12 protein-coding genes, 3 tRNA genes, 1 pseudogene and 1 riboswitch are annotated in these 13,568 nt (G+C 46.9%); of the genes and pseudogenes, 2 read left to right on the plus strand and 14 right to left on the minus strand.

Features of this window, described 5'->3' with window-relative positions:
• Positions 1 to 2: 2 nt before the first annotated feature.
• The 12 genes from TOCE_RS08970 to TOCE_RS09025 form a co-directional block, all read right to left on the minus strand.
• On the minus strand, positions 3 to 599 hold the full coding sequence (locus tag TOCE_RS08970) for an XTP/dITP diphosphatase (RefSeq protein WP_013276538.1): 597 nt from the start codon (positions 597 to 599) through the stop codon (positions 3 to 5).
• Positions 574 to 1,332: a ribonuclease PH gene (rph, locus tag TOCE_RS08975; protein ID WP_013276539.1), complete on the minus strand. Its 759-nt coding sequence runs from the start codon at positions 1,330 to 1,332 to the stop codon at positions 574 to 576. The genes TOCE_RS08970 and rph overlap by 26 nt, the downstream gene beginning before the upstream one ends.
• A 26-nt stretch (positions 1,333 to 1,358) precedes the next feature.
• Positions 1,359 to 2,360 (minus strand): GerMN domain-containing protein, encoded by a 1,002-nt coding sequence (locus TOCE_RS08980; RefSeq protein ID WP_013276540.1) that lies wholly within the window; start codon positions 2,358 to 2,360, stop codon positions 1,359 to 1,361.
• A gap of 71 nt (positions 2,361 to 2,431) precedes the next feature.
• The gene (locus tag TOCE_RS08985) at positions 2,432 to 2,941 is read right to left on the minus strand and encodes a DUF2179 domain-containing protein (protein WP_013276541.1); all 510 of its coding nucleotides are present in this window, start codon (positions 2,939 to 2,941) and stop codon (positions 2,432 to 2,434) included.
• Between the two features lie 65 nt (positions 2,942 to 3,006).
• Positions 3,007 to 4,611 (minus strand): N-acetylmuramoyl-L-alanine amidase family protein, encoded by a 1,605-nt coding sequence (locus tag TOCE_RS08990; protein ID WP_013276542.1) that lies wholly within the window; start codon positions 4,609 to 4,611, stop codon positions 3,007 to 3,009.
• A gap of 205 nt (positions 4,612 to 4,816) precedes the next feature.
• On the minus strand, positions 4,817 to 5,488 hold the full coding sequence (locus TOCE_RS08995) for a redox-sensing transcriptional repressor Rex (RefSeq protein WP_013276543.1): 672 nt from the start codon (positions 5,486 to 5,488) through the stop codon (positions 4,817 to 4,819).
• A gap of 172 nt (positions 5,489 to 5,660) precedes the next feature.
• The gene (locus TOCE_RS09000; protein WP_013276544.1) at positions 5,661 to 7,349 is read right to left on the minus strand and encodes a Na+/H+ antiporter NhaC family protein; all 1,689 of its coding nucleotides are present in this window, start codon (positions 7,347 to 7,349) and stop codon (positions 5,661 to 5,663) included.
• A 164-nt stretch (positions 7,350 to 7,513) separates the two neighbouring features.
• Positions 7,514 to 7,589: transfer RNA gene (locus TOCE_RS09005), tRNA-Ala, on the minus strand.
• A gap of 21 nt (positions 7,590 to 7,610) precedes the next feature.
• A tRNA-Val gene (locus TOCE_RS09010) sits at positions 7,611 to 7,686 on the minus strand.
• A gap of 9 nt (positions 7,687 to 7,695) precedes the next feature.
• Positions 7,696 to 7,771 (minus strand) — tRNA-Ala (locus TOCE_RS09015).
• Positions 7,772 to 7,983: 212 nt separating this feature from the next.
• Positions 7,984 to 9,105, minus strand: coding sequence for a homoserine O-acetyltransferase MetX (gene metX, locus TOCE_RS09020; RefSeq protein ID WP_013276545.1), 1,122 nt, complete (start codon positions 9,103 to 9,105; stop codon positions 7,984 to 7,986).
• 21 nt (positions 9,106 to 9,126) lie between these two features.
• Positions 9,127 to 10,401: a homocysteine synthase gene (locus tag TOCE_RS09025; protein WP_013276546.1), complete on the minus strand. Its 1,275-nt coding sequence runs from the start codon at positions 10,399 to 10,401 to the stop codon at positions 9,127 to 9,129.
• 71 nt (positions 10,402 to 10,472) lie between these two features.
• Positions 10,473 to 10,587: riboswitch (SAM riboswitch) on the minus strand.
• Between the two features lie 207 nt (positions 10,588 to 10,794).
• On the opposite strand from TOCE_RS09025, the pseudogene TOCE_RS12945 reads away from it, so the two are divergent.
• Both TOCE_RS12945 and TOCE_RS09035 read left to right on the plus strand, forming a co-directional pair.
• Positions 10,795 to 11,609: pseudogene (locus tag TOCE_RS12945) on the plus strand (transposase family protein).
• Between the two features lie 35 nt (positions 11,610 to 11,644).
• The gene (locus tag TOCE_RS09035; protein ID WP_013276547.1) at positions 11,645 to 12,199 is read left to right on the plus strand and encodes a rubrerythrin family protein; all 555 of its coding nucleotides are present in this window, start codon (positions 11,645 to 11,647) and stop codon (positions 12,197 to 12,199) included.
• 35 nt (positions 12,200 to 12,234) lie between these two features.
• Here TOCE_RS09035 and lepB read toward each other — a convergent pair whose 3' ends face one another.
• Positions 12,235 to 12,759, minus strand: a complete 525-nt coding sequence (lepB, locus tag TOCE_RS09040) for a signal peptidase I (RefSeq protein ID WP_041423920.1) — start codon at positions 12,757 to 12,759, stop codon at positions 12,235 to 12,237.
• 80 nt (positions 12,760 to 12,839) lie between these two features.
• Positions 12,840 to 13,568 (minus strand): N-acetylmuramoyl-L-alanine amidase, encoded by a 729-nt coding sequence (locus tag TOCE_RS09045; RefSeq protein WP_013276549.1) that lies wholly within the window; start codon positions 13,566 to 13,568, stop codon positions 12,840 to 12,842.

A 13,568-nucleotide genomic window follows, 5' to 3' on the forward strand; every position in this document is an offset into this window, starting at 1 on the left:
CTTCAACCTCTGGTGCATTGAAGTATGTGCTTTCTGATTTTTTCTGTGGCCCTCGCCCGGTGGCTCACGGCGTTTTTCTCCTCAGGGGTGGCCTCAGCTAGGGTTTTCCCCAGCTCGGGTACAAAAAAAACAGGATCGTACCCAAATCCCATGGTACCTCTGGGCTCAAAGGTAATAAGCCCTTTCAAGTAACCGTACTCCACAAAAACCCTTCCGTCGGGTAATGCAAAGCACAGGCAGCAAACAAATCTCGCCTGCCTTTTTTCCCAGGGAACGCCCTTGAGCTCGTTCAGCAGCTTATTTATATTGTCTACGTCGCCGGCTCCGGGACCTGCAAACCTGGCTGTATGCACTCCGGGCCTGCCTCCCAGAGCGGCCACTTCAAGACCTGAATCATCGCCAAGGGACGCGATACCGGTCAGCTCTAAGACTTTTTTCGCTTTCATGACCGCATTTTCTTCAAAAGTGCTGCCGCTTTCCTCAACTTCGATCCCCGGAAAGTCTAAAAGTGAAATTATATTCAAGGGTATATCGGAAAGCATTTCTTTAAATTCTTTTAGTTTACCTCTATTCTTAGTTGCTATTACCAGATCCATCATTTTTTCCAACCTCGTCGACTACGTCGCTTAAAACTTGTTTTTGGATGGAAATCAGCTCAAAAACACCTTTTTGGGCCAGATCCAGCATATCGTTCAGATCCTGGCGGGTGAAAGGAAAAGCTTCTCCGGTACCCTGGACCTCTACAAGTTGCCCCTTGTCGGTCATCACCACATTCATATCAACCTGGGCTCTGCAGTCCTCCTCAAAATTCAGGTCCAGCAACTTTTCGCCGTCGACAATGCCCACACTTACTGCAGCCACAAAACTGTTAACCGGAATAACTTCAATGATTCCGTTGTCCTTTAAATACTTGAAAGCATCCACCAGGGCTACAAAGGCACCGGTGATAGCCGCCGTACGGGTACCCCCATCGGCCTGGATTACATCGCAGTCCAGCCATACGGTCCTCTCACCCAAAGCTGCAAGATCAACCACAGATCTCATGGCCCTACCGATCAACCTCTGGATTTCCATGGTCCTCCCGCTGGGCTTCAAGCTTTCCCTGATATTCCGAATTTCCGTGGCCCTTGGGAGCATGGAGTATTCGGCCGTTACCCATCCCTGCCCTTTACCTCTCAAGAAAGGCGGTACTTTTTCGTCGACGGTTGCGGTACATATTACCTTTGTATCACCCGCTTCAATAAGAACAGACCCTTCGGCGTATTTATTGAAGCGGCGTATAATGTTTACAGGTCTTATCTCGTCGAATTCTCTGCCGTCAGCTCTCGCCAAAAAATACCATCCTCTCTAAAACTATATCATATATTGGCGGGGTTTATATACGCCGGTTTCAAAATGGGCGTATCCAGAATGGTACCTTCGGGCAAAACCCCGCTTTTACCCTCCACCTGAATGGTTACCTTCTCCACTCCGGGAAATTCCGAAAGAGTCAGCACTACGGTATTTACCAGCGCCTGTTCGGTGTCAACACCGCCACCATAGCCCTCGATCTCTTTGGAAAAATTGACAATCGCCTCATTCTCCTTCAGGCTGACATCAAGCACCTTTGTGTCGGCGGGTATGACCGAACTCAAACCCATTCCCTGCACCGGTCCTTTGATGAGTTCTTCCAGTGCTGTTTTCATGAGGTTATCGCTCTTTTTCACCATTCGCGTAACCGGCACGTAATAGGTAAAATTTCCGTCGCTGCTGCTTCCTCTGAAATACAGCATCACAGGAACCATATTATTACCCTCAGCTGCGGCACCCGGTTCCAGATTGATCTTTTCACGCTGGAGTTCGTCTTTCAAAATCGTACCGTTAGGGCATTTTTTTAAAGGTTTACCTTCTACCATTAATTGGACTTTCTGGACCGAGGGAAATTCCGTTAGGGTATATACTACAGCCTTTATAGCGTTCTGCTCTGCGGTTTTCCCGTTCAGATTTAGAAATTCCCTGCTGAAGTCAACTTTTGCAATGCCGTCCCTTATCGTCATGCCCAGCACTTTGGTTCCCGAAGGTAGAGGGGGCTTAAGGCCTTTGGGCTCAAGCTCGGCTCTTATCTCGGGCGTGTCCACAAGGCTTTCCAGAGCGGATTTGGCTATTCCCTCAACCCAGGGTATATCCCTGGTGACCGGTACCAGAAGATCGTGTTCGTTTACAAAATAAAACACTGTCCTGCGCATGTTAGCCTGCGTTTCCTGGACAGGTTCCGACTCTTGGGATGAAGCGTCGCCGCTGTCTTTTTTCTGCAGCCCGCAGGCTGTAATGCTGAAAATAAGAATGAGGATCAAAATAAGCGCCGCAACCCTCTTGGGCATAAAACAACCTCCTCTTAAAGTATACATCTTAATTAATATATATTTAAGAAGAGGTTTTTTATGCCTGAGGGTCACTTTGCCTGTTTAAAGTATCCCCCTTTAGCCGACTTCATATCCATTATGGTGATAAATGCCGATTCGTCCTCGCTTTCTATGAGGTTGATCAGAGCCGGAACGTTTTTTCGTGCCAGATATATGACGAGCACGTGACGTGTTCCTTCTTTTCCCATGCCCTGAAGCATAGTTACACCAAATCCCCGGCTCCTGATTTTTTCTGGAAGTTCGGGGTTCTGCGTAATGACCTGTACCGTTGTGAGGCCGAGAGCCAATTTTTCTTCCAGCAGGCTGCCAACGTAATTGCCTGTGGCGAAACCCAATGCATAAGCAATCAGGTTTAATGGGTCGCCCAGTTTCCCTACAACCTGGTTTAAAGCCGTTATGTAAATAATCACCTCAAAAAAGCCCATTACAGCCGCCTGCATCCGGTGACCCCTAACAACCATCAAGGTTCTTAACGTTGAAAGAGAAACGTCACAAACCCGAGCGATAAAAATGAATAAATAGCCTAGCAGTGGAGTCAAAACTCAACCCCCTTATCGAGATTCAAGTGTATCATATCAAACCCGGGTTTTTGTGTCAACAAAGTTTATTGACCCGAAAGGTAATTGAAAATGCCTTTAAATATTCCTTCGGCGGCCTTTTGCCTAAACGCCTCCGTCCGCAGTAGCCCAAGGTCGTGGCTACTGCTCATGAAAGCGACTTCCACCAGTGCTGAAGGCATCTTGGTCTCCCGGATGACTACCAAGTTGGGCCTTTCTATCAGGCCCTTGTCCGGAAGGCCCAGAGTTTCAACAACAGCTTTATGGATGGTCTGAGCAAAAGCCTTCTTTTCCGGCGTCGGGTAGTACAGGGTCTGGGTCCCCGAAATTGCAGGGTTATTGATGGAATTATTATGAATGCTTACGAACAAATCTGCCCCCGCTTCATTTGCAATACCTGCCCTGGTGTACAGGTTTACGTAAATGTCGGTCTCCCTGGTCATCAGCACTTTCGCCCCGTTTTCTTCCAGGAGCTTTTTTAATCTAAGAGCGATATCGAGGTTCAAATCTTTTTCGTTAACCCCTGAATATACTGCTCCGGGGTCCGAGCCGCCGTGGCCAGGGTCAATCACGATGATCCTGCCTTTGAGAGGGTTGCCGGTGGGAGAAAAGTTCACCGTGATGTTACTCCCGTCTTTATAAACCTGATAATGGACGTCCGTCTTCAGGTCGAAGACGACCCTTACTGTATCGGGGTTTGTCGAAAACTGGCTCACCCGCACGCTTTTAACGTAGTCATTCTCGGGTACTTCGGGCGCTGATGCCGAAAGCCTTGCGCCGAATATATCCAATACCAGCCTGTAATCGCCTTTTTCCGGCGTGCCGAGGGTGAAATGGTTGTATTTAGCGGGCCCCAAAGTCCTCAACGTGGCGATAAGGTCTTCTCCTCCCTCGAACTCTATACCGGTGAGGGCATTTCGAAAGACTATTGCCAAAGAGTTCTGCCCATCCATTCTTAAAATATCGAAGGAAACTCCTTCTTTAATTTCTACCACAAAACGGCTCGCCGGAGACTCTGTTTCCAAAACTTCCGCAATTACCCTGTCCACATAATTGTCGTGTACATTCAAGATGTTCTTATTGGTCTTCAATTCGGCCTTTATGTCGACTACGACCGCGTTTTCTGCCTCCGACTGGGCCACCGAATATTCCAGAGGCACGTTGCCTTTTATCACTACGGCCGGGACTTCGTTTACAGTACTATACGAAAAATCCAGAATCTGGGGAGAATACTTGATTACATCGACCCTTCTTCTGACACCGTCCCAGGACACTTTTGCCCCCAGCGATTCTCCTATAAACCTCAGGGGTACCATGGTCCTGTCTTTAATTATCATTGGAGGCACGTCTAGTGTGACCGGTGTTTGGTTTATAAAAGCCTTGGTATCGTTTATTTTGAGAACTATCAGCGTCTTTCCAGAAACCACTCTGACGGTGCGCTGTACGGCGTCCCAGTGGACAGCAGCACCAAGATTTTCGGAGATCACCCTCAGAGGTACCAGAGTCCTGTCTTTGTAAATTATAGGCGCCACGTCGGATACTATCTTTTTCTGGTTAATGTAGATTTCGATAGGCTCCGCAGGTAGAGCCGCATATACGGTGGTGTGCAAAAAAAGTATCGCTAAAAGTGCGATAGCGATTTTCTTAAACATGCAAAAAACCTCCTGCTGTTTGTTAGTGCGAAGTAAACTCCTTTTGTCTACTATAACAAGTTTCGACTTTAAAACCCTAAATCCTCCTCAAATTATAAAACGTAACAGAAATGTAAAAAAACCGGATATTTAAATCCGGTTTTCATATATTCATCCAGGGAAGACGGCCTATTGACTCACCCAGTCAACGGCAAATTTTTATTCTTCATGAATTTTTCTGCGTTGCAATCCGCTCCTTCACCCTGCTCTCATTCATCCTGTAACTTAAAGTTAAAAGGCTGTCGAGGAGGAGCACGTTTTCCACGATTACCCCGGGACCGGCTTTAACTTCGATGGGGGCGAAATTCCATATCCCTTTTATCATGGTTTTACTCAAAGTATCAGCTACCTCCTGGGCGTTTTCCCGGGGCACAGTGATCACCGCAATGTCTACTTCGTTTTCATTTATAAAATAAATTATATCATTTATGTCGTGTACAGGGATGCCACGGATACTTTTTCCAATAAGGTCGGGATTCACATCAAACAGAGCCAGAATTTTAAATCCATGCCGTTCGAAATCACCGTAACCGGCAAGGGCCTGTCCCAGTTTACCGGCCCCTACGATCACCATCTTATGTTCAGTATTCAGCCCTAGAATTTTCGCAAGCTCATTATACAGCTGTTCGACATTGTAGCCGTAACCCTGCTGACCGAATTCTCCAAAATTATTCAGATCCTGCCTAATCTGAGAGGCTGTAAAACCTAGGATACGACCCATCTCATGGGACGAGACTCTTTCGACATTTTTCTGCAAAAGCTCGCCCAAGAATTTATGGTATTTGGGAAGTCTTCTTATTACGGCAAGCGATACCTTTTTGATCTCATCTGATGCCATAGTATCCTCCTGTTTGTAAACAGTTACACAATTATACAGTTATAATATAACACAATAATATATGCATGTCAAAATTTTGTTATTTTTGTTCAAGATTCGATCCAAATTAGGTCCAAAGCCTTCCCAAAATCATAAAGGGGGTTCCTCCAGAGGAGAACCCCCTTTCCCTGCGTTATAAATCCTGACCTGCCGGCAATGTCTTCTGCAATGTCTTTTGAGGTTCTTCGATGACCTCTCCGCCCCACACCTTGTGCATAATATAAACCACGCCGAAGAACATTACTATCGTTATCAGCCATACAATAATCGGGTGGTCAAAGAAGCCTAAAATCAAAAATCCTATAGCAGAGGTGATTGCAGCGGTGAGGGCGTAGGGCAGCTGGGTGTTTACGTGTTCTATATGCGGACACGCGCCGCCTGTCGAAGACATAATCGTGGTATCGGAAATCGGAGAGCAGTGGTCCCCGAAAACACCTCCGGAAATTACAGCCGCCACGCACGGCAGTATATTAATCTTCATAGCCACTGCCAGAGGTATGGCTATCGGGATCATTATGGCCCATGTGCCCCAAGAAGTACCGGTTGAAAACGCTATAAAAGCGCTTAAGATAAAGAGGGTAAAAGGTACTGCCCATGCTGGGAAGGTTTCGGACATGATGCTGGAAACATATATCCCCGTTCCCACTTCTTTACATATGCTGCCTATGGTCCAAGCCAGTGATAGGATGAAAAGCGCCACCGTCATCGACTTTGCTCCCTGTATAACCGCTTCCATTGAATCCTTTAGCCGTACGACACCTCGGACCGAATAGAAAACAGCCGTAAGGATCAGGGTTATAGTGGCTCCCCAGACGAGGGCTGTGGCCGAATCGGAATTCATCACTGCCTGGAAAAAGCCGGCTTTGCCTTCAAAAAACCCACCGGTGTAGGCCATACACAGCAGCATGATTACTATCAATCCTACTAACGGACCGACCATGTCTATCGCGGAGCCCTTTTCGGATTTTTCCATGCTCTCGAATTCGTCTCCCGGCGGGGTTTTCGTGATGCTTGTATCCCAGAGGCCCTCACCGGAAAGAGCCCTGCGTTCCGCCCGGGCCATAGGTCCGTATTCCAGATTGGTAAACGACGTAACCAGGACCATAAGCACAATGAGCCACGGGTAAAAATCGTAAGGGATCATCTGCATGTATACGGTGTAGGGGTTCAGGTTCAATTTGTACTGCTCAAAAAGCGGCATCATGAGGGATGCCACATAGGCGACCCATGTGGAAATGGGTACAAGGGTGCATACAGGCGCTGCCGTGGAATCGATAATGAACGAAAGCTTTGCCCTGGATACCTTGAATCTGTCGGTTACCGGCCTGAGAGCTGTACCCACGGTCATACAGTTGAAGTAGTCATCCATAAATATCAATACTCCCAGGATCCAGGTTATGAAAAGCGAGAGGCTCCTGCTTTTTATGTTTTTCTCGGCCCAGCGCCCGAAGGCTTGGGGGCCGTTCGCCCTGGAGATCATGCCTATTATAGAACCCAGGAGCATTATGAATACGAGCACCCTGAAGTTCCAGGATGGGTCACCAGCGGTGTTGATAAGGGTTTCCATCGCCTTCTTAAAGGCCTCAATCACGTTTCCTCCGGTCAGGGTCATGGCGCCCACCATAATACCGATCACTAGGGAACTGAGCACTTCTTTCGTGATTATTGCAAGACTGATGGCTATGACCGGTGGTAGCAGCGACCAGAACCCGTAGTGCTCGGGTTTTTCAGCTCCTTGCCCTCCGTCTCCGAAGACCGGTATGGCAAACGAAAGTATTATAAGAATTACAATACACCAGACAATTCCTCTACCTCTCCTCACGGTTAATCCTCCCCTATATCCGAATTATCTCTGCCGGTTTTTCGGCATGCGCTTAATATTTAGCGGATTACTTTTTATTTTAGCAATATCAGGCGATAATTGCAATATAAAAATTGAAAAAAAAAATAAAACGCCGGAAAACCAGCGTTTTTTGTACAAAATTTTGGTGGAGCTAAGGGGATTCGAACCCCTGACCTCTTGAATGCCATTCAAGCGCTCTCCCAACTGAGCTATAGCCCCACTAAAAGAACTATTTTATTTTGGTGGGCACGGCAGGGATCGAACCTGCGACCTCTTGAATGTGAGTCAAGCGCTCATACCACTGAGCTACGCGCCCGCATATTTTTGGTGGAGACGATGGGATTTGAACCCACGGCCTCTACAATGCGAATGTAGCGCTCTCCCAGCTGAGCTACGTCCCCACTTTTCTCAGCTGAGCACCACGCTCGAGGCTTAACCTCAAACGCAAGATTTATTATACCCTAAACTTTTAAAAAATGCAACCCCTTATGTCCTAAATTCGTGGTTATTTTTATAATAATTCACCTTGTAGATTATCGTCACTAGTAGAATTAAGTTTAAGACTACCCCTTTGTCCTCCGGCGAGAATGGGGATTTGGGTGCAATGCCCCCATCAGACCAACGGGGATTCATTTAATAGGGTTTTTGTGCGTGTATTTTTAAGGATTTCCCTTACAATGGGAGCCAACTGGTCGAAATCCACCAGGAAAGCATCGTGGCCTTGATACGATTTTATTTCCCTGTATTCTCCGTACCCGCCGGCCGTATTCAACCGCTGGATAAAACTCCGCATATCGACAGGAGGATAAAGCATATCTGTATCTATCCCAACCATAAAAACCTTTGCTTTTATCCGCCTCAGAGCCCTTTCCAGCAAACCGTAAGGCTCCGCTATGTTATGGCGGTTCATAGCCTTCAGCAGGCAGAGGTAAGTATTTGCGTCGAAGCGGTTGACAAAAATTTCTCCCTGGTGTTCGAGGTAGCTTTCCACCTGAAATAGTCCCCTTTCAGGGTCCATTTTTCTGGAAAACCTACGCTTGAAAAGTTCGTCACTTTTGTAAGTAAGGGTGCCAATCATCCGAGCAAGCATAAGACCTTTGACCGGCTGACCGGAGGAGTAATAATTCCCGTTTCTCCAAAGGGGATCGTTTTCTATAGCCTTTATACCGGCGTAATTGAAAGCAATAGCGAGGGGAGAAAGTTCGTGTGTCGCGGCTATAGCCACTACAGTTTCCACAGAATCGGGGAAGGTCACCGCCCATTCGAGAGCCTGCATGCCCCCCATGGAGCCGCCGATTGCCATCCTCAATTTTTTTATCCCCAGGTTATCCAGCAAAATTTTTTGTAATCTCACCATATCCCGTATATTTATGGGAGGAAAGCCTATGCCGTAGGGAGCCTTGGTTCGTGGATTAATGGAAGTGGGACCGGTGGTTCCGCCGCATCCTCCCAGCACATTGGAGCAAATGACAAAATATTTATCCGTGTCCAGTGCCCTGCCGGGGCCGATCATCGGGTCCCACCAGCCGGGCTTTGGGTCCCGGCTGGTGTAAAACCCTGCCGCGTGGGCGTCTCCGGTTAAGGCGTGCAGCACTAGGATGGCGTTATCCCTTTCCCGGTTTAACCGCCCGTAGGTCTCATAGGCCACCTGAAGGGCATCGAAAGTATATCCGCTTTCGGTAGTAAACTGAATCTCTTCTTTAGTAAAGGAAAAAAACCGCTTTTTAACGATCATGGCCATCCTCCCTGGGGAAAATTAAATAGCGGCAAGGCCTCTTTCCAGGTCTTCCAATATGTCATCAATATCCTCAATGCCGATGGAGAGCCTTATCATATCGGGAGTAACCCCTGCGGCCAGCTGCTCTTCCGGGTCGAGTTGCTGATGGGTGGTACTGGCCGGGTGTATCACCAGAGACTTTGCGTCGCCCACGTTTGCAAGATGAGAAAACAGCCTCACGTTTTCTATGAATCTTTTGCCTGCCTCAAGCCCGCCTTTAATTCCAAAAGTTAATATGGCACCGGCCCCCTTAGGCATGTATTTTTGAGCCAGCGCGTGATATGGGGACTCCGTAAGCCCCGGGTAATTGATCCAGGCCACTTTCGGATGATCTTTTAAAAATTTCGCTACTTTTTGAGCATTTTCCACATGGCGCTGCATTCTCACGTGGAGTGTCTCCAGGCCCTGCAGCAGTAAAAAGGCATTGAAGGGGCTGATACATGCTCCCATATCTCTGAGGAACTGGGTTCTTGCCTTGGCTATAAAGGCGGCTTTTCCGAAGACTTCGGTATATACTACGCCGTGGTAGCTGGGGTCCGGTTCGGTAAATTCGGGGAACTTGCCATTTGTCCAGTCGAACTTCCCCGAATCGACAATAATCCCCCCTATACATGTGCCGTGCCCGCCGATAAATTTCGTGGCAGAGTGCACCACTATGTCGGCACCGAATTCAAACGGCCTGCAGAGGTAGGGCGTAGCGAAAGTATTGTCCACAATAAGGGGTATACCCGCCTCGTGGGCTATTCTTGCCACTTCTTCCACATCCAGAATGTCTATCTTCGGGTTGCCGATTATTTCCCCATAAAGGGCTCTGGTCCGGGGTCCTATTGCCTTTCTAAAATTAGCCGGGTCCCGGGGGTCAACAAATTTTACTTGTATGCCCAGCCGTTTTAATGTCGATGACAGCAGGCTGTACGTCCCGCCATACAGATTGCTGGAAGAAACGATTTCATCGCCGGCCTTGGCGATACTCATTATGACACCGGCTATGGCCGCTTGGCCGGAAGAAAGCGCGAGTGCCCCCACACCGCCTTCGAGAGCGGCAATACGTTTTTCCAGCACATCCTGAGTGGGATTCGAGATGCGGGTATATATGTGCCCTTCCTCTTTCAGGGCGAACAGATTTGCCGCATGTTCGGTGCTTTTGAATATATAGGAAGTAGTCTGATAGATGGGTACCGCCATGGAACCTGTAACGGGGTCTGCCTCCTGTCCGGCGTGAACGGCCAATGTGTTGAATCTGAAATTTGTCATACATGATCCCTCCTCCGGTTTTGTATAAAAAAAACCCCCTTCGATAAGAAGAGGGTTTTTTGACCGCCTTCCTCTTATCTCTCAAAACGCTTAACGTTTTGCAGGAATTGGCACCATTTTAGAAGCAGAGCTTCTAACGGTTGCCGGGTTTCATCGGGCCAGTCCCTCCACCACTCTTGATAAGAGGTTTTTTAACCTTAATAATATTCAATTTTTTTGATTATACCAGTGGATTAAACTGCTGTCAATATAATTTTTGTAGTTATTTGTAGATGAGCCAGAGTTTCGTTCGCACTACTTTATTAAAGTAAAAAAGACATTACAAAAGGTGGGTATCTCTGGGGCATTATGGATATGGCAGAACAAAAACCCATTAAGCATGTACACCACCCAATGATATTATACCAAAAACTTAAAGCTTCGGGTAATCCCCAGGCTATCGCTCAAATTACTATCTCTTTGCTAGAGTCCCATTCCATTAAGGAAACCGCTAAAATTTTAGGTGTTTCTACAAGATGGATCCATAAAATAGCAGAGCGTTTCAGGCTTTCAAACGGCGATATATCGGCCTGCATCAAAAAACGAGGCCCTAAATCTCGCATGCCCAACAGGACGCCTGAGCATATTGAAAATTTGGTCGTTGCTTTGGCAAAAGAAACTAAATGGGCTCTAAAAGACTGGCTCTATTTATTAAAAATACCTTTAATGTTAATCTTTCTCCTTTTACTATTCGAAACATAAGAAGGCACTATGGTATACGTTGCCGTAAATACGGACAGTTAACGGTTCCCGCCACTTTGCAGCAGATTTCTCTACTTTTGCAGTTCTGGCAGATCGATGTAAAGTATATCACCGATCAGTCGGCTCTGCCTCCAGAAGCTTATGCCTCTATTTTTAAAAATAAATTACCTCTTTATCAGTTCACTGCTATTGGTATTTAAAATAAGGTTGCGCTTTAAAAACATGAATGGAATGACTGACTCCTGTTGAGGCGTTAAGGTTTTATCGCTGCTTATCATGCTGCAATTGGTTCTATGCCTGTAGTTGTTTTGGATCAGCTTTCTAATTACGCTTCTTTGCTTTTTGATATCTCTTCTTTGCCTTGGGGTAACCTACCCAGAAATAAAAAACTATTGAACGAAACTATGGCATATCACACTCGGGTAGAATATAAAGGGAGTGATGACTCATATGAATTTAATAGTTAACACTTGGCAACTATAAATTTAAAGGAGGTATAAAAATGCCCGTAAAAAATGCAATGACTGCGGATTTTCTACGTTCCGCCTACGGCGGAGAAAGCATGGCTCACATGAGGTACCTGCTGTGGGGGGAGATAGCAGAAAAGGAAGGATTCAAAAACATCGCGAGACTCTTTGAAGCTATATCCTATGCCGAAAGAGTGCATGCCAACAATCATTTCCGTGAGCTCGACGGAGGAATAAGCGATGCCACGGTTGCTGCCGGTGCCGTTTTCGGCGTCGGGAAAACTGTTGATAACCTGCAGGGCGCGATTAACGGCGAACTACACAAAGTAGAGCAGATGTATCCCGTCTACCTAAATACTGCCCGGTTCCAGAATGAAACGGGGGCAGAAAAATCTTTCCATTACGCGCTGGAAGCAGAGAAAATCCACGCTAAACTATTCAAAGATGCCCAGAATGCCGCAAAACAGGGCAAGGATATAGAATTAAAAGCTGTTTATATCTGTCCGGTGTGCGGCTATACGGTCCTGAATGAGGCCCCGGACAAATGTCCGATATGCGGAACAAGTAAGCAAATGTTTAAAGCGTTTTAAAAAATAACAGCCGTGCGAATGAATTCGCACGGCTGTTATTTTAATCTACCTATCCTGCCGGGAGGCCATATACGGTATACGGCCTTCCCGATCACCAGCTTTCTGGGTAGGTATTTGTTTTCCCAGAACCTGCTGTCTTTAGAATTATTCCTGTTATCCCCCATCATGAAATAGTGCCCCTCCGGCACCTTATAAGGCCCGTAACTGCCTATCATGGGCTCGTTTATATATGGCTCATCTACGGGGCTGTCGTTTATGTACAGCTTCCCGTCCCTTATCTCCACTACATCGCCGCCCAATCCTATCACACGTTTGACATAGGGCTGCCTGGGATCATCCGGGTACTTGAAGACTACGATGTCTCCCCTCTTTATAGGTTCGAACCTATAAATATATTTATTAACCAGAATTCTGTCGCCGATATTGATAGTTGGTATCATAGAACCCGTCGGCACTATCATGGGCTCAAAAATGTATGCTCTTATGGCAAGGGCTATGACCAGCGCAAAGGCTATAGATTTTATCCAATCCACGATCTCTTTTTTCAGTTTGTCGTTCATTCGATCACCCGCGTACATAATGCTTTTTTTTTTATTATAACGCTTTATTTATTATAACACAAAAAAATAAAAAAAGAACATCAAAAATATTCCCTTAGCGCCCGTTCGATGGCGCTAGATAGTTTATACTGAAAATCTGCGTTTTGCAAAAGCCGCCGGTCAGCAGCGTTTGTCATAAATCCCAGTTCTACTATAACCCCCGGAACTCTGGCATTGCACAGCAAAAAAAGCGAAGAGTTGGCGAAAGGTCTTCTCTTCCTGACTTCCTGTCCCGCCGATTTATATGCTTCTTCCAGTTGAGCTTGTATTAACTCGGCGAGCCTCTTACTTTCTTCATCTTCTATGTAATAAAAGACCATCGGGCCCCGCGTTGCCGGCGAACCCCTTTCAGCATTTACGTGGAGGCTGAGGTAAATGTCCGGTTTAACTTCGTTGATTATGTCCACCCTTGCGATGAGATCCCTTTTGTGGCGGGAATTACTCTTATTGTTCCTGTGATCCAGGGATTCGTCTTTCGTGCGCGTCATTACCACCTTCGCCCCGCTCTTTTCCAGAACGCCTTTCAGTTTGGTGGCCACCGCAAGGTTTATGTGCTTTTCAAGAGTGCCGTCTTTGTGATATGTCCCCCCGTCTATGCCCCCGTGACCCGGGTCGATCACCACGGTTTTACCGGCCAGTGGGGATCGCGCCCAAAAAACCGGCAGTACCCGGTTCGCTCTCCCAAAGATTAAAAAGGTTACCGCCGTAAGAACAACAAATATAACTGCAGAACCCTTAATCCGGAAAATTTTCCACCAGGATGCACTCAT

The organism is Thermosediminibacter oceani DSM 16646 (assembly GCF_000144645.1).
Taxonomy (GTDB): Bacteria; Bacillota; Thermosediminibacteria; order Thermosediminibacterales; family Thermosediminibacteraceae; genus Thermosediminibacter; species Thermosediminibacter oceani.

Bases quoted from the DNA above. Each gene is read 5' to 3' on its own strand.
- TOCE_RS08970 (WP_013276538.1), bottom strand. From the start codon at position 599: ATGATGGATCTGGTAATAGCAACTAAGAATAGAGGTAAACTAAAAGAA.
- TOCE_RS08980 (WP_013276540.1), bottom strand. From the start codon at position 2,360: ATGCCCAAGAGGGTTGCGGCGCTTATTTTGATCCTCATTCTTATTTTC.
- TOCE_RS08990 (WP_013276542.1), bottom strand. From the start codon at position 4,611: ATGTTTAAGAAAATCGCTATCGCACTTTTAGCGATACTTTTTTTGCAC.
- TOCE_RS08995 (WP_013276543.1), bottom strand. From the start codon at position 5,488: ATGGCATCAGATGAGATCAAAAAGGTATCGCTTGCCGTAATAAGAAGA.
- metX (WP_013276545.1), bottom strand. From the start codon at position 9,105: ATGATCGTTAAAAAGCGGTTTTTTTCCTTTACTAAAGAAGAGATTCAG.
- TOCE_RS09025 (WP_013276546.1), bottom strand. From the start codon at position 10,401: ATGACAAATTTCAGATTCAACACATTGGCCGTTCACGCCGGACAGGAG.
- TOCE_RS09035 (WP_013276547.1), top strand. From the start codon at position 11,645: ATGCCCGTAAAAAATGCAATGACTGCGGATTTTCTACGTTCCGCCTAC.
- lepB (WP_041423920.1), bottom strand. From the start codon at position 12,759: ATGAACGACAAACTGAAAAAAGAGATCGTGGATTGGATAAAATCTATA.
- TOCE_RS09045 (WP_013276549.1), bottom strand. From the start codon at position 13,568: ATGAGTGCATCCTGGTGGAAAATTTTCCGGATTAAGGGTTCTGCAGTT.